The organism is Acidiphilium acidophilum (assembly GCF_033842475.1).
GTDB lineage: Bacteria > Pseudomonadota > Alphaproteobacteria > Acetobacterales > Acetobacteraceae > Acidiphilium > Acidiphilium acidophilum.
Window position 1 is genome coordinate 1 of the sequence record NZ_JAWXYB010000002.1, and the last position, 19808, is coordinate 19808.

Below are 19808 nucleotides of genomic sequence, written 5' to 3' on the forward strand. Positions count from 1 at the left end.
GCCCGAAGTAACGAAACGCCCTGCGCTGTAGCATAAGCGGACAAAGTGGGAACGTTGACTGGTTGGGATGGAGGTTTTCTGCGGGTTTGAGCGGAGAGCGCGGTTCTGAGGCCGGAACCGCGCGATGACGGAAAACACCTGTTTTCCGTCGGTGGTCCGAGACCTGCCGAAAAGTCCCAGATTTTGTGCCGAATCATGTACGGAAAACATAGTCGGAATGGCATGATATACGGAAACCGTCTCGAAGGGGATTTCCGTACATGCTGATCGGCTACATGCGCGTCTCGACCGACAATGACCGACAGGTGCTCGACCTGCAACGCGACGCCCTGCTCGGAGCCGGGGTCGATGAGCGGCATCTGTTCGAGGATCGTGCCGGGGGCAGCCGGCGCGACCGGCCGGGCCTCGCTGCGGCACTGGCCTATCTGAAATCCGGCGATTGCCTCGTGGTCTGGAAGCTGGACCGGCTCGGCCGGTCGCTGCCGCATCTTCTGGAGACGGTGAACAGCCTTAGGGCGCGTGGCGTCGGCTTCCGGTCGCTGACCGAGCAGATGGACACCACGACGCCGCAGGGGGAATTCCTGTTTCATGTCTTTGGCGCTCTGGCGCAGTTCGAGCGTTCGCTGATCCAGGAGCGTGTGCAGGCAGGTCTGGCGGCCGCCCGTCGGCGGGGCAGGCGTGGTGGCCGACCGATGGCGATCGATGCCGAGAAGCTGGCGGCGGTGATCGCGGCGCTGGACGCTGGTGCCACGAAAGCGTCGGTCTGCCGCACTTTCGGCATTTCGCGGAGTACGCTGGTCGACTCTCTGGCACGGATCGGCTGGTCTCCTGCCCTCAACAGGCAGGAGGGAGGGACCAGTGGGTCATCGACGGATATTGACCGGGGAACAGATCGCACAGCTGTTCGACCCGCTGACTGATCGACGCGGCATAATTCGTCACTACACGCTGTCTGCTGCGGATCTTGCAATGATCCGGCGCGGGCGGGGCGATCATCACCGTCTCGGTCTGGCTCTCATGCTCTGTTACCTGCGGTATCCCGGCCGGCCGCTCCATGCCGGCGAGATACCCGATCCTGCCCTGGTCTCGTTCGTCGCCACACAGATCGACGTCTTGCCGGATTCCCTCGGTGCTTATCTGAGGGTGGATCAAAATCGACGCCGGCATTCGGCGGCATTGCAGGATCGCCTCGGGTTGCGGCCATGGGGGCCGCGCGTGGCGGCAGACCTTGCCGACTGGCTGCTGGCGCATGCACTGGAAGCCGACCGGTTGGTCGATCTGGCGGCTTTGGTGCTGGAAGAGTGCCGCGGTCGCGGGATTCTTCTACCGCCCCCGGCGCGCCTCGAGCGGCTCTGCATCGAGGTTCGATACCGCGCGCGCCGGGAAATCGAGCGTCGGCTGACCGAGGGTCTGTCCGCCGATCAGCGGCGTCGGCTGGATGCGTTGACGGAGCGGCGCCTGGACACCAGCCAGAGCTGGCTGGCCTGGCTTCGCCAGATCCCGGAATCGGCAAAGCCGGCGTCCATGCTCGGGGTGATCGAGCGGTTGGAGCACATCCGGGCAATCGATATCGATCCGGCGCGCGGTCACCGGATCAATCAATCCCGGCTCGCCCAGCTTGTTCGCGAGGCCGGCCGGACCACGGTGCAGCATGTTGCCGGCTACGAGCGCCGGCGCCGGCATGCCGTGCTCACCGCGATCGATCTCGATCTGTCGGCCCGCCTGACGGATCAGGCGATCACTCTGTTCGAGCGGCTGATCGGCGCGATGTTCCGCAAGGCGGAAGGCCGACATGCCCGGGCGTTCCAGGCCGAAGGCCGGGCGATCAACGAGAAGGTCCGGCTTTATGCGAGGATTGGCGCCGCCCTGATGGCTGCGCGCGCCGGCCAGGGCGATCCCTTCGCGGCGATTGACAAGGTGATACCCTGGGACCGGTTCTGCTCGACCGTTATGGAAGCGGAAACTCTGGTTCGTTCGGAAGATTTCGATCCCTACGAGGTGCTGAGCGAACATTATGCCGGCATTCGGCGCTGGGCGCCGGCGTTTCTGGCCACTTTCGAGTTTCAGGGTGTTCCCGCCGCGGCGTCGTTGATGCGCGCGATCGCCATGCTGCGCGCCATGAACAGCGCGGGAGCCTCGACGCTGCCCAAGTCAGCGCCGACCGCCTTTGTCCGGCCGCGCTGGGCGCGGCATGTCCTCACGGCACACGGCATCGACCGGCGTTATTACGAACTCTGCGTCCTGGCGGAATTGCGCCAGCGCCTTGCTGCCGGCGATGTCTGGGTTACCGGCAGCCGGCAATACCGGGCCTTCGAGGAGCGGTTGATCTCCAGGGAGACGCTGCAGGTCCTGCAGAAAGCGTCCGGCATTCCGGTTGCCATCGAGACTGACTTCGATCGCTTTATCGAGACCAGGCGGACCTGGCTGGATGCGCGGCTGGCCGAGGTCGACGCCCGTGCCCGGGGCGGGCTGCTTCCCGATGTGACGATCGAGAAGGGCGTGCTGAGAATCACGCCGATCGAAAAATCGACTCCGCCCGAGGCCGAAGCGCTGGCAGCGAAGCTCTATGCCACGCTGCCCCGCATCCGGATCACCGACCTGCTGACGGAAGTGGCCGGCTGGACCGGCTTCCTGGACTGCTTCACCCATTTGCGCACCGGCGAAGCCGCCGCTGATCCCCGGGTGCTGATGGCGGGGCTGCTGGCCGATGGCCTCAATCTCGGCCTGACCCGGATGGCCGAAGCCTGCAGCATCGCCAGTCTGGGCCAGCTCGCCTGGACCGCTGACTGGCACATCCGCGACGAGACCTACGCCCTGGCGCTGCGCCGCCTGGTCGAACACCAGAGCCGCGAGCCGCTCGCCGCCCTCTTCGGGTCGGGAACCGCCTCATCCTCGGACGGGCAGTTCTTCCGCGCCGGCGGTTCTGGCCGTGATGCGAGCCGGATCAATGCGCACTACGGCCCCGAACCGGGTCTGAAATTCTACACCCATCTCTCCGATCGCTACGCGCCGTTCCATACCAGGGTGATCGCCGCAACCGCCAGCGAAGCCCTGCATGTCCTCGACGGCCTGCTTGATCATCACGGCGATGCGCCGCCACGTCAGCACCGGCACCATACCGATGGCGGCGGGGTGTCGGATCATGTCTTTGCCCTGTGCGCCCTGCTCGGATACGTATTCGCGCCGAGAATTCCTGACCTGAAAGACCGGCGTCTCTACAGTTTTGCCAGACCGGCAGCCTATCCGACGCTCGCGCCGATGATCGCCGGCCGCATCAACGTCGATCTCATCCGCGCCCATTGGCCCGATCTCCTGAGGATCGCCACCTCGATCCGCACCGGCACGGTGTCCGCGTCGGTGATCCTGCGACAACTCGCCGCCTACCCACGACAGAACGCCGTTGCCGCGGCACTGCGCGAACTCGGCCGTCTCGAGCGGACGCTGTTCACCCTCGACTGGCTGGAAGATCCGGGCCTGCGCCGTGAAAGCAGTCATGAACTCAACAAGGGCGAGGCCCGCAACAGCCTGGCCCGCGCCGTCTTCATTCACCGGCTCGGCGAAATCCGCGACCGGACCTTCGAGAACCAGACACATCGAGCCTCTGGCCTGAATCTCCTGGTCACCGCCATCATCCTCTGGAACACACGCTATCTCGCGCAAGCCATACAGGCCCTACGCCAGGTCGAGGATGTGCCCGGAACCCTCCTCAGACATCTCTCGCCGATCGGCTGGGAGCATGTGAACCTGACCGGCGACTACATCTGGAGCGCCAATCAGAAATCGACGGAAAACCATGCCGGATTGCGGCCGCTCCGGCCAATCCCCGACACGACCACCCACGCAGCCTGATGTTCCCACTTTGTCCGCTTATGCTACAGCGCGGGGCGATCCGTTACTTCGGGCCATCCTGGCCTGCAGGTAGACGCCGTCGGCCCAGACATAGACATAGCGGCGCGCCGAGAGATCGCGGCGCTGCCAACGATCATACTCCTCCTGCCAGCCTGCCGTGAGGCGGGAAATCACCGCCGGCGACAGGTTCGGCGCGTCCGCCCCGAGCAACGCCGTCAGCGCCTCCTGGAAATCGCCGGTGGAGACGCCGCGCAGATACAGCACGGGCAACAGGGCATCGAGGCTTTTCGAGCGGCGTGCCCAGCGCGGCAGGATCGCCGAGGTGAAGCGGATCCTCGTCTCCGCCGACACGCCCGGCGCGCGGTCACGCACCTTCGGCCGCTGCACCGGGATCGGACCGATCCCGGTCTGGATCGCCCGTTCCGGGCCGGCGCCGTGCCGGACAACACGCTGCCGGCCGTCGGGCAAGAGTTCCTCGCTGAACTGGGCAACGAAACTGGCCGCCTCGGCCTTCAGGGCCGCCATCAGCATCTGCCGCGCGCCCTCACGGGCTATCTCCGTCAACGGATCGATGATCGAACCAGGCTGATGAAAAGAGGTGATCGTGCTATTCTCGTTCATAGGCGTATCGCTCCTCAGGGAGGTTCTGGCAGGCTTGGACACCCGCCACGATACGCCGCCTTCTCAGACCTCATCACCCATTTTCAGCCATAGCCCCTACCTCTATCAGAGGTAGCGTTTGGAGAGTTTGCGCCGCCCGACCAAACCAAGACCGACAAGGCCAGTGCCGAGCAGAAGAAGGGAGCCGGGTTCGGGTACTGGTGTACCGGGTGTCGGCGTCAGTGTTTCTGATATAAGATCATAATGATTCTTTGTCCCATCCCAGTTAATCTTAAAATCCGGACTATATCCAGAAAATGTCCCAGACGATAGCGTAACATTGAATACATAATTAATGCTTGTATTGGCTGGCAATATCGGGCCAGTCGGGGCTGTTTCGGCCATGAAGCAGTAGAAATTTCCAGTTCCGTTACAGCCGTTTGCGTTTAGACCTCCTATTGATTCTGTGAATCCTGACGGGGCCAGAGCACTCGCAAAATTTGAGGGCTGGTTGAAAGCAAACGACTGTACGCCATAGCGCCCACCTTCTGTATCGGAAGGGCCATTTATGCCTGCGATATTAAGGGTGAACTGATCCGTTAAGGGATTGGCTGTGATTGAGCAACCTGATGTCTGGAAAATAGGGCGAGCGGGGGTCAGGCATCCTGGTAGTCCCACTTGATGTAGCCCTTGGTGTCGGCGGCCCATTTTTCATCGATTTCGACGAGGACGGCGCTGACGAGGCGTTCGAGGGAGGCTTCGTTGGGGAAGACCCTGATTTTGGTGGTGCGGCGTTTGAGTTCCTGCTGGATGCCGCGTTCCATGGGGTTGGAAGTGCGAAGCCGGCGCTGGTGGGGTTCTGGCAGTGTGAAGACGGTGAGGCCTTCGGGGATATTTCGTTCGAGCCAATCGGCGAGCTTTGGTGCGGTGTCGCGATAGGCATTGACGAGGGTTGTGAGAGCGATCTGGGCAGCGGCGAGGGAATTTGCGTTCCAGACGGTCCGGAGTTCTGCGCCGATGCGTTTGCGGATGGCGTGGTTGGGGGCGTGGTGGATGGCGTTTTGGGCGAGGTGGAACTGGCATCGTTGCCAGTGTGCGGCGCCGAAGACGGCGCGGCGTGCGGCGTGCAATCCGGCATGGTCATCGGAGACGATGAATTCGACGCCTCGCAGGCCACGCTGATGGAGGCTTTCGAGGAAGGCACGCCAATGGACTTCGGCCTCGGAAAGGGCGACCGAGACGCCGAGGACACGGCGGCGTTCATCGGGTCCGATGCCGATGGCCGAGAGCACGGCGGCATCGCGGACGACGCCATTATCGCGCATTTTTTCATATCTGGCGTCGAGGATGAGGTAGCGGATCTCGGCGAGGGGTCGGGTGCGCCAGGCGGCGAGTTCGTCATCGAGCAGCTTGCTGGCGCGGCTGACCTGAGCGGAGGAGAGGCTTTCGATGCCGAATTCGCGCATGACGGCCTCGACGTCGCGGGTGGAGACGCCTTTGATGTACATTTCGGCGACGGCGACCATGACGGCGCGGACCGAGCGTCGGCCGCGTTCGAGGGACTGTGGGTAGAAGGGTTCGCCCACGTGACCGGCGGTTTTGGGGACATCGACGGTGATCGACCCGGCCGGGGTATCGATCCGCTTGGGCTTGTAGCCATTGGCGTAACCCTGACGATCGGGGTTGCGCTCGTAGTGACTGGCGTGGAGGAAGCGTTCGCGCTCGATCTGCATGGCGAGTTCGAAGGTCCTGGCAAATACCGTGGCGATATCGCCTGCGCCGTTTTCGATCAGATGTTCCAAAAGTGCCTCGATAATCGTATCCTTTTTGGCGTCCATTCATCGGTCTCCATGTTGGTGTGAACAACTGCATGGAATACCAGAATGAACAGCCCTTGCCGGGGCATGCCCCGGCAAGGGCACCAACTCCCAACCCAAAATGAATTTCCAGACGTCAGGTTACACCACCATTGGCTGTCGCTGATTCGGTCAGCGTATAGGTGAGGCCATCGGCGATCAGGCTGGCGCGAGCGCCTGCCGTTGTAAGCCCCAGGATGACGACAGCGCTGGCAACATGGCGAAACTTCAACATGAACGTCCCTTTCGAAAGGCTGGCGTTGACTGACGCGGTCGGTTCATTTCGGTTCGGCTGCTTTACGCAGGGAAGGCGCCGATTTTGGCCGCAAAATAGAACAAGCAATTCCCATGCCGAGCTAAATAAGTTCGTAAAATCAATGAATAAAATATTTTAGACAAGCGAGATGTAAAATATACTGACACTACTTTTGGTCGAGTCATTCATGAAAAACATCTTTGGTTGTATAAATTGGGCGAATAGCCGCAATGCCAGAACCCGTATCATGGAATTTCGTCGAAAGTCCCCTGGCATGCGTTGGCAATTCAGGATCTGATAAGGGAACATTATCAGATATAGACTGCGGCTGAGTTGGCCATCCGTCTTGGCGGCGCTCGAAAAGGGGCAGCGACTTCAATTGCGGCGCAGCCAAGGTAGTGTCGTCACGACATGACGCGAAGCGCGGGGCATGTTGTGACGTGTTCCTGCAGCCGCCGACGACCGGGCGCCGTTTTGGCGCCCGGCTTTTGTGTTCAGGCGCGACGACGCTTGCGCCGCAGGATGGCGGCGAGGCCGAGCAGACCGGTGCCCATCAGTGCCAGCGAACCAGGTTCGGGGACCTGCATGGTGATGGTAGCGTTGTCCGACCCCTTGCCGTCCGCGATAATCTTGAACACTTCGGTGATCGAGTACGGGTTGGTCGAACTGAGATTGACCGCCACGGGCGCGGAATTCTGGATTCCGGAACTGAGCCCCAGGAAGGTCGCCGTACCCAACTGGGTGGCCATTCCGTTCAGCGCATTGCTCGCATCGTAGTAAGTGGTCTCGGTTACACTCGACAGCGCGCCCGAGGGCTGGTTCAGCGTGAACCCGCTCAGGAAGGACTGGATGCCGGTCGGCGACGTGATTCCGGTTTCCGACGCGTAGACATACAGCGTGCCACCCGCAGACGTGGAGGTATTGATGCTGTTGGTGCTAAAGTTATCTGCAGGCAGAAGATCGCCGCTGCTACCGATCTTGTTGATTGTGAACGTACCGAAAGAGCCATTGTAGTAGGGGCCGCCCGGGGCCGGAGACTGCGTGACATAATTCGCGTAGCCGGCCTCCTGCAGGGTGATGGTGATCACAGGCGTCGCATGGGCGACCGGCATTCCGACCAGAGCAATGGCGCCGCATACCGCTGCGCCGAGCAATGCCGATTTCAGTGATTTACGTTTCATCGTCCTCATTTCCTAATCGCCTTGGGCCACGAAGGTTGCTGCCGTTTGCCGTAAAATTTAATAATGCGCCGTTTTACCGGCGAATTTTCGAATGCAAAAATAATGCCATTTTATTAGCTTTTGTTTTTCAATCTCTTATCATTGCGTTTTCGGCACGAGCTGAGAGACGTGTAAAGTTTTCTGACTCGTTACCCCGAGGGCGGCCGATCGGAGCAGGAGCCGGACGCTACGGGCAAGGAGACGAGCGCCGGCGGCGGGTGCCGAAAGGTCCCATTCAGTCGCACGGCCGGATCGGACACGAGGAACTGATGCGCATGGAACTGGATCGCTCAGCAAGATCCACGTACAGTCGCCCAGGCAGCCTGATCAACGGACCCAGGGGATGCTGAAACACCGCCCCCCCCAATCACGCCAAGGTCTTCGCCGTATGGATACAATTGATGCAAATTGATGTCGGAGTTATTTCGCGTCTGAGTGCCGCGGCAAGATACATACGCCACGAGGATGCTGAACGGCTCGCCTGGCCGAAGGCGGCGCTGTTGATTTTTCTTGTCTCGATCGCGGCCTGGACCGTTATTCTGGCGTTGTTCATCTGGCTTTGAAATCGCTGGCGCGCATGGCACGAGGAAGCTACAGCTAGTCAACCGTCATTCGTGCCGCATCAAACCGCCTCTCGGCCCGACGCCCCTTGCCCTACAAACGTGGGTATCACAACCAGCCTGATGAATTCGAGTGTGGCCCGCATCTTCGGCGCTAGGATTCTACCTATTCCTCGCTACTGGGCACGGTGATGGCCGTGAAGATAGAAGGCTATGTCCATGACAGCGATGACACTGATCATCACAACAGCAAAAGACGCGATCGGACGATCATAGAGAATGACGCTTTTCGCGCTGATGCAATCCACGACACGAATGAAGCGTTGCCGCAGCGACACCATCCCAAAGACCCTTTCTTGTCCAATATATTACTGTTTTTTCATTTTTGATCTTATCGATGTCCAGGCTCGCGGAATAGTTGAAATTCTGCATGGCTGATTTTTGCGATCTTCCGTCTGCGCAATCTTAATCAGCCAGGATCCTCGGCTCGGCGAGGCAGAGGCGATCGTGCTGGCGGTGCTCGGGCTCAGCCGCGCGCTTGCCGTCTCGGTGGTCGCGGAAGGGGCGGAAACTCCATCAACTCCCGATCGTGCCGCCCGCCGGGGATCTGGGCCTCAGCGGATTCACGCCTCGTGGCACCAGCGCGATCGCGCTTACCCCTGCCCTACTCGAACAGCGTGGCGACCGTGGCTAGTACGTCATCCAGGATCACCGCCGGCAGCGTGTCCACCTTGCGAGCATTGCGGGCGCTCAGATCGAGCGCGCGCGGTTGATCGCACCGCACGACGCCCGTTGTTTTGATACCGCTGATTGGAACAGCGAACCCGACACGCCTGGCGAAATCGCCGCCGTTGGTTATCGGCAGGATGACCGGGCATTGCGTCAGGCGGTTGAAGGCATCCGGGGACACGACCAGCACCGGCCGATGGCCGCGCGGCTCGTGTCCTGCCGTCGGCTCAAGATCGACCTGGTAGATATCACCGCGATTCATCAAATCAGTTCTTTTCCGACCGCTGGGGTGTCGATCCATTCGCGTTGTTCGGCCGGCAGCGGATAGACGCCGGCTGCTTCGGCCTCGGCGAGCAGTTCGGCCATCGTGTAGCGCGGCCGGGCTTGCGGCTCGACGACCAGGCGGCCGTTATCGACGGCCAGGCCGACCTTGGCACCCGGTGCCAGGTGCAGGACATCGAGCAGTGCGGGTGGCACGGCTAGCATGATAGACCCGCCGACCTTGCGCAGATTTGTGGTGTGCATAGCAATCTCCTTGTAATTATATTAAAATATAATATTTGCGACCGCCCTTGCAAGCCAAATCCTGCTTGGCTGTCCACAAATCCATAGGGCGTCCTGGGGTGCTTCCATCCATCCCCAGGACGGCCGGGGGAGATTGTGGGCAGGCGCTGCCTACCCTTACGTTTAGTATTGTTTTAATATCCAAATAGTACTAATATATAATGCACATAACTACCAAAGGTAGCCCATATGATTTTAACCGTAGGCAATACCAAGGGAGGCGTCGGCAAGACCACGTTGGCCGTGCAGCTCGCCATCTCCCGCGCGATGGCTGGGCGTGACGTGTGGCTGATCGACGGCGACCGCCAGGGAACGGCAGCGGCGGCCATTGCCGCCCGCTCCGAAGCCGGCAGAAAGCCAGGCATCGCGTGCGCGCAGTATGCAGACGGCAAGGAGTTGCGCGGCCAGGTGCAGCAACAGCGCGATAAATGGCAGGACATCATCATTGATGCCGGCGGCCGTGACTCGACGGCCTTGCGTGCGGCACTGATTCTGTCCGATGTGCTGCTGGTGCCCTTTGCTCCTCGCTCCTACGATGTGTGGGCACTGGATGACATGGCCTCACTGGTTGACGAAGCGAACAGCGTTCGCGACGGCTTGCGATGTTTTGCCGTGATGAACCAGGCCGATCCTGGCGAGCACTCGGCCGACAACGCCGAGGCAGCGGCAGCCGTCGCAGAGGTTCCGCAGTTCGCCTACCTGCCGGTGCCGATCCGGCGCCGCAAGGCTTTCAGTAATGCCGGCGGTGCTGGCCTGGCCGTGGCTGAGCTGGCCCCGCGCGACCCCAAAGCCTGCGCCGAACTAGAAGCATTGGTTTCATCACTTTTTAATATCCATACGCACTCCTAAAAGGAGCCTATAGCATGGTAATCCAACGTAAGCCCAAGACGACGCCGGCCGCGCAAGCGGCGGCCGTGGATGCTTTTGTATCCGGCGCCCCGGACGCCGCCCACGCGGCGCCGGCCGCCGGCGCCTACAACAAGGGCGTGGCGAAAGGGAACAAGCGGCAGATCAGCCTTACCATCGCCCCCGATTTGCTGCGCCGCGTGGACGAGATCGCCAAGCGCACCGGACAGGGCAGGGCAGGCATCATCAACATGGCCATTTATCGCGCCATAGAAGGAGATGTTTTCAAATGAAAAAGAATATTAAAAGAATATTCATATGGTCGGCCAAGTTGGCGGATGTATGGTAGAAAAGGGCAAGGGTACGAGACTGATGAAAGGCGGCATTGGCAAACGCGCGACACCACGTCCCCGAACCTACCTGACCATTGGCTACGACGACAAGGATTGGGCCAAGCGGCATGGCGCACGATGGGATAAGGAGCGCAAGCGTTGGTATGTCCTAGGCGAAGTGTCCGAAATGTTGCTGCCCTACATAGACTCCTTGATGGGTGGTCAGTCCCTCAAGGAAGTTCCTGAGGAAGAACGCCAGGAGGCGAGAGCGAGAGCCACTGCGGCACGGGCCAAACCGCTGTTGCGAACTCCCCCGCCTGACGATGCGCAGGCCGATTTTTTCGTGCCGGGCGTGTGGGACGTGGCTGCCAAGGACAATCGCGGCATCATGGACGTGGCCGTGTTCCGGCTATCGAAAAAGTACCCGCGCGCCAACTCGGTGATGACACACAACCTGCCGGATGGCGGTCATGTGCGTGTGGCCAGCGGACCTGATGGTATGGCTTCCATATGGGATTACGACATCGTGCTGATGGGTGTTTCTCACCTCACGGAAGCCATGAACCGCTATCGTGCTGGTCTGGGCGAAAAGCCAGGCCGTTCGTTCCGGCCACACGTCTCGGAAATCCTAAAATTTTGCCGTCAGTCAGATGGAGGGCGGCAATACGAAGCGGTGGAAGCCGCCTTACGGCGGCTCAAGCAAACCACCGTGGAGATTGTGCGTCGGCAGCGGGGTAAGGATGGACGCCCGCTCCGGGTGACCGAAGGTGCTGGCCTCATCAACGATTACAAGGCCGTGTCGCATGAGGATTCCGGCCGCGTCACGTCCGTGGAGATAGAGCTGCCGAAATGGCTCTATGCCGCTGTCGTCGAGGCTGAACATCCCGAAGTGCTGACGATGCACCCGAACTACTTCCTGATGACGCCTGGTCTCGGCCGCTTTGTCTATCGCCTGGCCCGTGTGGCTGCCGGTAAGGGTGAGGCCCGGTGGTCCTTCCGATTGATCCATGAACGCAGCGGGAGCCCAGATGCTTTCAAGAAATCCAGTGCTGCAATACGCGAACTCATCAAGGCCAACGAACTGCCCGAATACGATCTTGCGGAGGAACCAGGCCAAGATGGCCCCATTCTTGTTATGCGCTTCCGAGGCAGTTTCCCAACGTCCTCCACCGAGAAAGCAGGTCCTTAAAAGACGGACTTCGGGCTGAGCTGGCAGCCGAGTCGGGCGCATACATAGGCTGCATGCGCTGTAGGTGCCTCAGACCTGTGGATACGCCGTCTTTTAAGGACCTGCAGCCGTCCATTAAGGACCGAAGCCCCGTCCATTAAGGACCAAAGTCCGTCTTTTAAGGACCGAACGCTTTCGTAATGCATTGATTTACAAATCAAAATCGCCATTTTCCAAGGCTAAAACCCTTAAAACTAATATATAAAACCCTTAAAACGTCCCGGAGTGTGGATAACTCTTGCCCATTACCCACCACAGAACTGACCTCCAAAGGTCCGCACCGCCCCTTGGGGACTACGCCCCCCAGCTCGCGCCCTGCGGGCGCCCCGGCCGCTACGCGGCCTCCCACCCGGCATCCCCCTGCTCGTCGCTTCGCGCCTGCGCTCAGATCAATGGTCACGCCCTATAGGCGTGATGTATCCGCCCAACGCAGGGGCAGCGGGCTTCGCCCTTGTCCTGCACCCCATCCGATAGGCTCCAGGCCGCTCCAAGGCGTCAAGGAGGCGCCCGGAGGCCGCAGCGGAGCGCAGCCTGCAGGACGAGCACCGAACGGGCGAGGACGGCAGGCGGGGCCGGTCCTTGATGCCTTGGAGCCGCCAGAAAAAGCAAAGTGGCATTGACAAAAGAAAGGGGTTTTGTAGTAACGTTTATACTTATTGCTGATTGGCGCCAACAGCAGGAGTGCCGCCCATGACCATCACCACCATATCCAGCAGGGAGTTCAATCAGGACACCAGCCGGGCCAAAAAAGCCGCTTCAGAAGGTCCGGTTTTCATCACTGACCGAGGCAAGCCCGCACACGTCCTGCTCAGCATCGAGGAATATCGCCGCATCACAGGCAAACGCCGCAGCATTGCGGATGCTCTGGCCATGCCGGGCCTTGCCGATATCGAATTTGACCCACCTCGCGTCAGCATTGGCCTCCGCCCCGCCGATTTCTCCTGATGTTCATCCTCGATACCAATGTCGTCTCCGAACTCCGCAAGGTGCGCTTGGGTACGGCGCACCCACAGGTGGCCATCTGGGCCGACAGCGTAGACGCCAAAACCCTCTACATCTCGGCCATCACTATCCTCGAAATCGAGATCGGTATCCTGCAAATCGAGCGGAAAGACCCCGACCAAGGGGATTTGCTGCGCGCCTGGCTGGAAAAGCAGGTATTACCCGAGTTCGAAGGGCGCATTTTCCCAGTGGATACAGCCGTCGCCCGGCGCTGCGCGACCTTGCATGTTCCCGATCCTCACGCCGAACGGGATGCACTCATCGCCGCAACAGCGTTGGCCCATGGCATGACCATCGTCACCCGCAACGTCGCGGACTTTCACACAACCGGCGTGACGCTCCTCAATCCATGGGAGCCACCCCATGAGCAAGAACACTGAAATCCAAACCGACATCCCCCCGGATGAGGGTGACGAATTGTCGGAAGCAAGAAGAGATCACCACTGAGTGATATTACGCCTCGGCCTTCCGGGGTTCTGGAATTGTTGCCGGTGCGCCGGTTTTACCGTTCAGCAGATCGGCGAAGAGAACCTTGTCGTCTTCGCGGGTGAGGAAGCCTGGAAGCTCGCGTCGGAGCCAGTTGGCGAGGCGTTCGGAGAATTCGGCATCGCCGTTGTGTTCGAGACGGTCAAGCACCAGCGCGCCGATGAGGATTTTTCTCCTGGTGTCTCTGGCACGATCCTGCTTTGCCAACCGTGCCTTGAGAGTCTTGGCACGGGCTTCAAGTTGGGCAATCTGCTGTTCAATGGGTTTGCGAGCCATGGGTTCCCTCGGTTCTGTCGTGATCGGCGGCAGTGGCGTTCTGGCGTGCCTTGTCCTGCATCTCCCGCAGGCAATTCGGGCAGAGGCAATGTGCGGCGTTATCCGCCGGCATCGGTGTGACGATCGGCAGTTTGGTGCACCAGCAACTGTCATCATTCTGGCATGTCATCGGCGCCTGGCAACGTGGACAAATCGATTGCATCGATCGGAATATCGCCGGTTCCTTCTCAAACTTCCAGTATCTAGCTGACCGGTCATCCATATAGGACATGGAAGCGTAGAAATTCTTGACATATCAGGCATATAATTCTCCGCCAATATGACGCTAGACATCACGAAAAGCGAAACGAAGTAGAGCTTTAAGTGCGCACTTACGAGTTGCTGCGCAACTCAGTGCGGGGTAAGGTGGGTGTGGAATGGCGATCTACCATCTGAGCATGAAGCCTGTAGCCCGTGGCTCCGGTCGCAGTGCAGTGGCGGCGTCTGCGTATCGCGCGGCCGATCGTCTTGAGAATGTGCGCGATGGGATAGTGCATGACTTTGGCCGGCGCCATGGGGTTGAGCACGAAGAGATTATTCTCCCCAATGACACCGTAGCGGCAGACGGTGCCGTTGTGCATGGTGCGGGACCTGAATGGGCGCGTGACCGATCAGCGTTGTGGAATGCTGCGGAATTGGCGGAGAGACGCAAGGATGCGCGGGTCGCCCGCGAAATCGAGGTTGCGCTCCCGCACGAGCTGTCGGCGGAGCAGCGGCTGGCACTGACGCGGGATTTTGCTCAGGCTCTGGCCCGGCAGTATGGGGTTGCGGTGGATTTTGCGATCCATGCACCCCACGGTCATACCGATGTCCGCAACCACCATGCCCATATCCTGCTGACCACGCGACGGGTGATGACCGGGCGAGGCGAGGCGGGGCGCTGGATCGGGGCCATGCCGGCCGGTTCCCTGGGCGAGAAATCCGAACTCGAGCTTGAGAACAAGAAGTTGCAGGCGCTTGGCCTGCCGACATCGCATGAGCAGCTTCGGGATATTCGCTCCGGCTGGGAGCAGCGGACGAACGAACATCTGGCGCGTGGGGGGCTGGATGTGAGGATCGATCACCGTTCACATCAGGAGCGGGGGCTGGAGATCGAACCGACGCAGCACATGGGCGTTCATGCCACGCAAATGGAGCGGCGTGGCAAGGCCGTATCGCGGGTTCGGATCGATGAGGAGGCCGCGAAGCGCAACGCCGCGCTGATCCGGCAGCGGCCGGATCAGGTGCTGACGCTCATCACGGGCGAGAAGAGTGTATTCGATCGTCAAGATGTGGCGCGGGCGCTGCACCGCTATATCGGCGATGCCGATGCGTTCCAGGCGGCGTTTGCAACAGTGATGGCGTCGCCTGCTCTGGTGGAATTGCGGGCCGAGCAGCGCGACGAGCGTGGGCGCGTGATCGAGCAGGCGCGCTATTCGACGCGGGAGATGGTCGGCATCGAGCGCGATATGGCGATTAGCGCCGATCGCATGGCGGATGGGCGCGGGTTCGGTGTCGCCGGCCGGCGCGTGGAAGCGGCGATCGCGGCGCAGGAGCGTGGCGGCATCGTCCTGGCCGAAGAACAGCGGGTCGCCATCGAGCATGTGTGCGGGCCGGAGCGCATCTCTGCGGTGGTGGGGCTTGCCGGTGCGGGGAAGAGCACGATGCTGGCGGCGGCTCGGGAGGCGTGGGTTGCGCAAGGCTATCGGGTGCATGGGGCGGCGCTGGCGGGCAAGGCGGCCGAAGGGCTGGAGGAGTCGGCTGGCATTGCCTCGCGCACGCTGGCCTCATGGGAGCGGGGCTGGGAACGAGGGTTCGACCGGCTTGGGCCGCGCGATGTGCTGGTGATCGACGAGGCCGGCATGGTCGGCTCGAAGCAGCTTTCCCGGTTCATCACCGAGGCGGACCGGGCAGGCGCCAAGATCGTGCTGGTGGGGGATCCCGAGCAGCTGCAGCCGATCGGGCCGGGGGCGGCGTTCCGTGCGGTGGCTGAGCGGATCGGCTTTGTTGACCTGGCGGAAATCCGCCGGCAGCACGAGGGCTGGCAGCGGGCGGCGTCGGTGGCGTTCGGGCGGCACCAGACAGAGGAGGGCTTGCGCGCCTATGCCGAGCGCGATGCTGTCCGGTTCGAGGCAACCGCGGCAGATGCGCGGGCGGCGATCGTGCGGGATGTGCTGGCCGATATGGAGGCGCGGCCAGATGGCTCTCGCCTGGTGCTGGCGCACCGCAACGCGGACGTGCGGGAGCTCAACGAGGCGATCCGGGCGGTTCGGCGCGAGCGGGACGAGCTGGCGGACGAGCGGGTTTATCGCACGAGCGAGGGCGAGCGGGTCTTTGCGCCGGGGGACAGGCTGCTGTTCCGGGAGAACAACCGCGAGCTGGGCGTGAAGAACGGGATGCTGGGCACGGTAGAGTTGGCCGAGGACGACCGCCTTCTGGTGCGGCTGGATTCTCCCTCCGGGCCTGGGCGGGGTCGGGCCGTGTCGGTCTCGATGGCGGATTATGCTGCCGTGGATCACGGGTATGCTACCACCATTCATAAGGCGCAGGGTGCGACGGTGGACCGGGCCTATGTGCTGGCCTCGGGCACGATGGACCGGCATCTGACCTATGTGGCGATGACGCGGCACCGGGACGGGGTGACGCTCTACGCCGATCGGGAGGAATTCAGCAACGTGGCCGCCCTGTCGGCGCGGCTGTCCCGATCCCAGGCCAAGGAAACCACGCTTGATTACGACCAGGCTGCCTATGCCCAGCGGCGTGGGGTCGAGGTGCGGTCACGGGAGGTGGTGGCGGCGCGTGAGATCGAGGCGGGGCGTGCCGGGTTCCGGGCGCGGTTCGAGGCGCATCGGCAACACCAGGCGGCCGAGGCGGCGCGCAACAAGGAAGCGCATGGCCTGGTGCGGGAGTGGACGCGGCTATCGGAGGCATACACCAAGGCGCTGCCGGGGCTGGAAACTGATCCTACTCTGGCCGGGCAGGCGCGGGCGGCGTTGCTGGGATTTGCCCGGACACTGGATCGTCATTCCGAAGCGGCGCAGCGGTTGCGGGCGCGTGGCCATGACTTCGGGTTGAAGGAGGGATCGGCGCTGGCGCAGGTGCTGGCGTCGCCGGACGCCGGGAAGGCCATTGAGCGGCTGATGGCGGGTGCTGAGGAGCGGATGCGCGGTCATCTGGCGCGTGAAGCCGAGCGGGCGGCCGTCCGGAAACAGCAGGAAAGATCCGTGTCGCGGGGTCGTGGGATGTCGATGTGAGTGGCGCTGAAGAACGGCTCTACGGGTTGATGGAGATCGCCGAGCAGCAGCAGGCGGCGGTGCAGCGGGTGCTGAACGGACTGGCAGAGGAGCGGGCGGCGCTGGCGCAGGAGCGGCAGAGACTGGCGGAAGAAGCCTCGAGCCTCGAAGAGCGGGTGCGCGAGGCGGTCAGTGCCGCGGTGACAACGGCGCTGGAGCAGGTGGGCAAGGAAGGTGTCGCGACGGTCCGGAAAGCGACCAAGCCGATGCTGGAGGATCTCGCCGGGCTGGCGGGCGGCATGGCGGTTGCCGAGGAGGCGCTGCGCCGGATCGTGGCCTGGGCGAGCTGGCGGCTACTGGGGTGGATCGTGGCCCTGACCGTCGGGCTGATGCTGTTCGGCTGGCTGAGCAGCACGGCCGTTGTCTGGTGGGACCGCACTACAGTCAGCCAGCTGCGGGGCGAAATCGCCATGTTGCAGGCCAATCACGCCGCCTGGGTAAAGGCAGGAATGCTCGACAAGATTATCTATTGCGGGGCAAACAGGCGCGGTGGTGTAACCTGACGTCTGGAAATTCATTTTGGGTTGGGAGTTGGTGCCCTTGCCGGGGCATGCCCCGGCAAGGGCTGTTCATTCTGGTATTCCATGCAGTTGTTCACACCAACATGGAGACCGATGAATGGACGCCAAAAAGGATACGATTATCGAGGCACTTTTGGAACATCTGATCGAAAACGGCGCAGGCGATATCGCCACGGTATTTGCCAGGACCTTCGAACTCGCCATGCAGATCGAGCGCGAACGCTTCCTCCACGCCAGTCACTACGAGCGCAACCCCGATCGTCAGGGTTACGCCAATGGCTACAAGCCCAAGCGGATCGATACCCCGGCCGGGTCGATCACCGTCGATGTCCCCAAAACCGCCGGTCACGTGGGCGAACCCTTCTACCCACAGTCCCTCGAACGCGGCCGACGCTCGGTCCGCGCCGTCATGGTCGCCGTCGCCGAAATGTACATCAAAGGCGTCTCCACCCGCGACGTCGAGGCCGTCATGCGCGAATTCGGCATCGAAAGCCTCTCCTCCGCTCAGGTCAGCCGCGCCAGCAAGCTGCTCGATGACGAACTCGCCGCCTGGCGCACCCGACCCCTCGCCGAGATCCGCTACCTCATCCTCGACGCCAGATATGAAAAAATGCGCGATAATGGCGTCGTCCGCGATGCCGCCGTGCTCTCGGCCATCGGCATCGGACCCGATGAACGCCGCCGTGTCCTCGGCGTCTCGGTCGCCCTTTCCGAGGCCGAAGTCCATTGGCGTGCCTTCCTCGAAAGCCTCCATCAGCGTGGCCTGCGAGGCGTCGAATTCATCGTCTCCGATGACCATGCCGGATTGCACGCCGCACGCCGCGCCGTCTTCGGCGCCGCACACTGGCAACGATGCCAGTTCCACCTCGCCCAAAACGCCATCCACCACGCCCCCAACCACGCCATCCGCAAACGCATCGGCGCAGAACTCCGGACCGTCTGGAACGCAAATTCCCTCGCCGCTGCCCAGATCGCTCTCACAACCCTCGTCAATGCCTATCGCGACACCGCACCAAAGCTCGCCGATTGGCTCGAACGAAATATCCCCGAAGGCCTCACCGTCTTCACACTGCCAGAACCCCACCAGCGCCGGCTTCGCACTTCCAACCCCATGGAACGCGGCATCCAGCAGGAACTCAAACGCCGCACCACCAAAATCAGGGTCTTCCCCAACGAAGCCTCCCTCGAACGCCTCGTCAGCGCCGTCCTCGTCGAAATCGATGAAAAATGGGCCGCCGACACCAAGGGCTACATCAAGTGGGACTACCAGGATGCCTGACCCCCGCTCGCCCTATTTTCCAGACATCAGGTTGCTCAATCACAGGCGCCCCTGCGTCGCCATCAACCAAAGCGCTGGTGCATATGGGAATAGCGGCGAGTATCGCGTCCTCAAGGGATATTGAGGAAACGAAAACTGTGCGGATTCTTGATACTTCATGACGTATCATGATAAATCAAGGAAAGATTGGAGATGTATCATGGCAGCCCAAACCCGTGAAAAATTTGCGACCCAGGTGAATTCCGAGATTCTCTCCGCCGTCCGCCAACTCGCCCAAAGCGAGGGGCGGCAGTTGCAAGTGCTGGTGGATGAGGCGCTCGCCGACCTGATTGAAAAGCGCAAGCATGGCCGACCCCGCGCCAATGTGATGGCCGCGTATCAGGCGAGCCACGAAAAATTCGGGACACTCTATAAAAAGCTGGCTGAATGACGGACTATCTGACCGTCATCGAGGTTCTGGCTATCCATGCAGACCAAATCGAGCGCTACGGTGGCGCCCATGGCGTGCGTGATCCTGGCCAACTGGAGGCGGCCCTGTATCGCCCGCGGACGGGATATTATGCCGATCTGATCGACGAGGCCGCCGCATTGTGGGAGAGTCTGGCGCAGAATCATCCGTTCATTGATGGCAACAAGCGCACGGCATTTGCTGCCACCTATACCTTCCTGGTCATCAATGGCGCTGGGATGCAGGCCGATCCAGATGAGACTTACGATTTTATCGTCAGTCTATATGAAGCGGACGGCTTCAGCTTTGAGCCGCTGGTCGCCTGGCTACGCCGGGTGGTGGTGCCGCCAAAAGCGTGACTGCTCCTGAAACAGCCGCAGGAGTAGTTCGACGACGACTGCACCGCGATGTGGCTGGGTCATGCGGAAAAGGAACTCAGGCTTCG

Annotated in this window: 21 protein-coding genes and 1 pseudogene; 13 read left to right on the top strand and 9 right to left on the bottom strand. The window is 61.5% G+C overall.

Annotation, left to right across the window (positions count from 1 at the left end; all coding sequences use genetic code 11):
- Positions 1-260: 260 nt before the first annotated feature.
- Both SIL87_RS00915 and SIL87_RS00920 read left to right on the top strand, forming a co-directional pair.
- Positions 261-920, top strand: a complete 660-nt coding sequence (locus SIL87_RS00915; protein ID WP_035189579.1) for a recombinase family protein — start codon at positions 261-263, stop codon at positions 918-920.
- Positions 859-3849 (top strand): Tn3 family transposase, encoded by a 2991-nt coding sequence (locus SIL87_RS00920; protein WP_035189577.1) that lies wholly within the window; start codon positions 859-861, stop codon positions 3847-3849. The genes SIL87_RS00915 and SIL87_RS00920 overlap by 62 nt, the downstream gene beginning before the upstream one ends.
- A 51-nt stretch (positions 3850-3900) precedes the next feature.
- Here SIL87_RS00920 and SIL87_RS00925 read toward each other — a convergent pair.
- From SIL87_RS00925 to SIL87_RS00945, 5 genes and pseudogenes are all read right to left on the bottom strand, one after another.
- Positions 3901-4470, bottom strand: a pseudogene (locus tag SIL87_RS00925) (transposase); the annotation flags it as partial.
- Positions 4471-4575: 105 nt separating this feature from the next.
- Complete coding sequence (locus tag SIL87_RS00930; protein WP_405055199.1) at positions 4576-5157, bottom strand: PEP-CTERM sorting domain-containing protein; 582 nt, start codon at positions 5155-5157, stop codon at positions 4576-4578.
- Positions 5106-6287, bottom strand: coding sequence for an IS256 family transposase (locus tag SIL87_RS00935; RefSeq protein ID WP_319612316.1), 1182 nt, complete (start codon positions 6285-6287; stop codon positions 5106-5108). Before SIL87_RS00935 ends, SIL87_RS00930 begins: the two co-directional genes overlap by 52 nt.
- 115 nt (positions 6288-6402) lie before the next feature.
- Positions 6403-6540: a hypothetical protein gene (locus tag SIL87_RS00940; protein WP_319612437.1), complete on the bottom strand. Its 138-nt coding sequence runs from the start codon at positions 6538-6540 to the stop codon at positions 6403-6405.
- 515 nt (positions 6541-7055) lie between these two features.
- Positions 7056-7742, bottom strand: a complete 687-nt coding sequence (locus SIL87_RS00945; protein WP_319612438.1) for a PEP-CTERM sorting domain-containing protein — start codon at positions 7740-7742, stop codon at positions 7056-7058.
- Positions 7743-8182: 440 nt separating this feature from the next.
- Here SIL87_RS00945 and SIL87_RS00950 point away from each other — a divergent pair, with 440 nt between their 5' ends.
- Positions 8183-8344: a hypothetical protein gene (locus SIL87_RS00950; RefSeq protein WP_319612439.1), complete on the top strand. Its 162-nt coding sequence runs from the start codon at positions 8183-8185 to the stop codon at positions 8342-8344.
- A 661-nt stretch (positions 8345-9005) separates the two neighbouring features.
- Here SIL87_RS00950 and SIL87_RS00955 read toward each other — a convergent pair.
- Positions 9006-9332, bottom strand: coding sequence for a type II toxin-antitoxin system PemK/MazF family toxin (locus SIL87_RS00955; protein ID WP_319612441.1), 327 nt, complete (start codon positions 9330-9332; stop codon positions 9006-9008).
- Positions 9332-9595: an AbrB/MazE/SpoVT family DNA-binding domain-containing protein gene (locus SIL87_RS00960; protein ID WP_319612443.1), complete on the bottom strand. Its 264-nt coding sequence runs from the start codon at positions 9593-9595 to the stop codon at positions 9332-9334. Before SIL87_RS00960 ends, SIL87_RS00955 begins: the two co-directional genes overlap by 1 nt.
- Positions 9596-9823: 228 nt before the next feature.
- On the opposite strand from SIL87_RS00960, the gene SIL87_RS00965 reads away from it, so the two are divergent.
- From SIL87_RS00965 to SIL87_RS00985, 5 genes are all read left to right on the top strand, one after another.
- A complete protein-coding gene (locus SIL87_RS00965; protein ID WP_211477238.1) occupies positions 9824-10483 on the top strand; it encodes an AAA family ATPase in 660 nt (219 codons plus the stop codon).
- 14 nt (positions 10484-10497) lie between these two features.
- The gene (locus SIL87_RS00970; RefSeq protein ID WP_211477237.1) at positions 10498-10773 is read left to right on the top strand and encodes a ribbon-helix-helix domain-containing protein; all 276 of its coding nucleotides are present in this window, start codon (positions 10498-10500) and stop codon (positions 10771-10773) included.
- A 79-nt stretch (positions 10774-10852) separates the two neighbouring features.
- On the top strand, positions 10853-12001 hold the full coding sequence (locus SIL87_RS00975) for a replication initiator protein A (RefSeq protein ID WP_319612444.1): 1149 nt from the start codon (positions 10853-10855) through the stop codon (positions 11999-12001).
- 729 nt (positions 12002-12730) lie between these two features.
- Positions 12731-12985, top strand: coding sequence for a type II toxin-antitoxin system Phd/YefM family antitoxin (locus tag SIL87_RS00980; RefSeq protein ID WP_035188313.1), 255 nt, complete (start codon positions 12731-12733; stop codon positions 12983-12985).
- Positions 12985-13422: a type II toxin-antitoxin system VapC family toxin gene (locus SIL87_RS00985; protein WP_035188316.1), complete on the top strand. Its 438-nt coding sequence runs from the start codon at positions 12985-12987 to the stop codon at positions 13420-13422. The genes SIL87_RS00980 and SIL87_RS00985 overlap by 1 nt, the downstream gene beginning before the upstream one ends.
- A 73-nt stretch (positions 13423-13495) precedes the next feature.
- On the opposite strand, the gene SIL87_RS00990 is transcribed toward SIL87_RS00985, so the two are convergent.
- Together SIL87_RS00990 and SIL87_RS00995 are read right to left on the bottom strand one after the other, a co-directional pair.
- Entirely contained in the window at positions 13496-13804 is a 309-nt protein-coding gene (locus SIL87_RS00990) for a hypothetical protein (RefSeq protein WP_035188320.1), read from the bottom strand.
- A complete protein-coding gene (locus tag SIL87_RS00995) occupies positions 13785-13973 on the bottom strand; it encodes a hypothetical protein (RefSeq protein ID WP_319612445.1) in 189 nt (62 codons plus the stop codon). Before SIL87_RS00995 ends, SIL87_RS00990 begins: the two co-directional genes overlap by 20 nt.
- A 247-nt stretch (positions 13974-14220) precedes the next feature.
- On the opposite strand from SIL87_RS00995, the gene traA reads away from it, so the two are divergent.
- The 5 genes from traA to SIL87_RS01020 all read left to right on the top strand — a co-directional run bounded on the left by traA (position 14221) and on the right by SIL87_RS01020 (position 19722).
- On the top strand, positions 14221-17076 hold the full coding sequence (gene traA / locus SIL87_RS01000; protein WP_035188323.1) for a Ti-type conjugative transfer relaxase TraA: 2856 nt from the start codon (positions 14221-14223) through the stop codon (positions 17074-17076).
- Positions 17073-17618, top strand: coding sequence for a hypothetical protein (locus tag SIL87_RS01005; RefSeq protein WP_319612446.1), 546 nt, complete (start codon positions 17073-17075; stop codon positions 17616-17618). The genes traA and SIL87_RS01005 overlap by 4 nt, the downstream gene beginning before the upstream one ends.
- A gap of 115 nt (positions 17619-17733) precedes the next feature.
- Entirely contained in the window at positions 17734-18915 is a 1182-nt protein-coding gene (locus tag SIL87_RS01010) for an IS256 family transposase (protein ID WP_319612316.1), read from the top strand.
- 199 nt (positions 18916-19114) lie between these two features.
- On the top strand, positions 19115-19345 hold the full coding sequence (locus SIL87_RS01015; protein ID WP_035188326.1) for a hypothetical protein: 231 nt from the start codon (positions 19115-19117) through the stop codon (positions 19343-19345).
- A complete protein-coding gene (locus tag SIL87_RS01020) occupies positions 19342-19722 on the top strand; it encodes a type II toxin-antitoxin system death-on-curing family toxin (RefSeq protein ID WP_035188327.1) in 381 nt (126 codons plus the stop codon). Before SIL87_RS01015 ends, SIL87_RS01020 begins: the two co-directional genes overlap by 4 nt.
- Positions 19723-19808: the final 86 nt, after the last annotated feature.

Excerpts from the sequence above, each read along its gene's own strand:
- SIL87_RS00940 (WP_319612437.1), bottom strand. The coding sequence starts at position 6,540 with ATGTTGAAGTTTCGCCATGTTGCCAGCGCTGTCGTCATCCTGGGGCTT.
- SIL87_RS00985 (WP_035188316.1), top strand. The coding sequence starts at position 12,985 with ATGTTCATCCTCGATACCAATGTCGTCTCCGAACTCCGCAAGGTGCGC.
- SIL87_RS00995 (WP_319612445.1), bottom strand. The coding sequence starts at position 13,973 with ATGACATGCCAGAATGATGACAGTTGCTGGTGCACCAAACTGCCGATC.
- SIL87_RS01020 (WP_035188327.1), top strand. The coding sequence starts at position 19,342 with ATGACGGACTATCTGACCGTCATCGAGGTTCTGGCTATCCATGCAGAC.
- SIL87_RS00935 (WP_319612316.1), bottom strand. The coding sequence starts at position 6,287 with ATGGACGCCAAAAAGGATACGATTATCGAGGCACTTTTGGAACATCTG.
- SIL87_RS01010 (WP_319612316.1), top strand. The coding sequence starts at position 17,734 with ATGGACGCCAAAAAGGATACGATTATCGAGGCACTTTTGGAACATCTG.
- SIL87_RS00960 (WP_319612443.1), bottom strand. The coding sequence starts at position 9,595 with ATGCACACCACAAATCTGCGCAAGGTCGGCGGGTCTATCATGCTAGCC.
- SIL87_RS00915 (WP_035189579.1), top strand. The coding sequence starts at position 261 with ATGCTGATCGGCTACATGCGCGTCTCGACCGACAATGACCGACAGGTG.
- traA (WP_035188323.1), top strand. The coding sequence starts at position 14,221 with ATGGCGATCTACCATCTGAGCATGAAGCCTGTAGCCCGTGGCTCCGGT.
- SIL87_RS00990 (WP_035188320.1), bottom strand. The coding sequence starts at position 13,804 with ATGGCTCGCAAACCCATTGAACAGCAGATTGCCCAACTTGAAGCCCGT.
- SIL87_RS00950 (WP_319612439.1), top strand. The coding sequence starts at position 8,183 with ATGCAAATTGATGTCGGAGTTATTTCGCGTCTGAGTGCCGCGGCAAGA.
- SIL87_RS00945 (WP_319612438.1), bottom strand. The coding sequence starts at position 7,742 with ATGAAACGTAAATCACTGAAATCGGCATTGCTCGGCGCAGCGGTATGC.
- SIL87_RS00970 (WP_211477237.1), top strand. The coding sequence starts at position 10,498 with ATGGTAATCCAACGTAAGCCCAAGACGACGCCGGCCGCGCAAGCGGCG.
- SIL87_RS00965 (WP_211477238.1), top strand. The coding sequence starts at position 9,824 with ATGATTTTAACCGTAGGCAATACCAAGGGAGGCGTCGGCAAGACCACG.
- SIL87_RS00980 (WP_035188313.1), top strand. The coding sequence starts at position 12,731 with ATGACCATCACCACCATATCCAGCAGGGAGTTCAATCAGGACACCAGC.
- SIL87_RS01015 (WP_035188326.1), top strand. The coding sequence starts at position 19,115 with ATGGCAGCCCAAACCCGTGAAAAATTTGCGACCCAGGTGAATTCCGAG.
- SIL87_RS00930 (WP_405055199.1), bottom strand. The coding sequence starts at position 5,157 with ATGGGCCGCCGACACCAAGGGCTACATCAAGTGGGACTACCAGGATGC.
- SIL87_RS00955 (WP_319612441.1), bottom strand. The coding sequence starts at position 9,332 with ATGAATCGCGGTGATATCTACCAGGTCGATCTTGAGCCGACGGCAGGA.
- SIL87_RS00975 (WP_319612444.1), top strand. The coding sequence starts at position 10,853 with ATGAAAGGCGGCATTGGCAAACGCGCGACACCACGTCCCCGAACCTAC.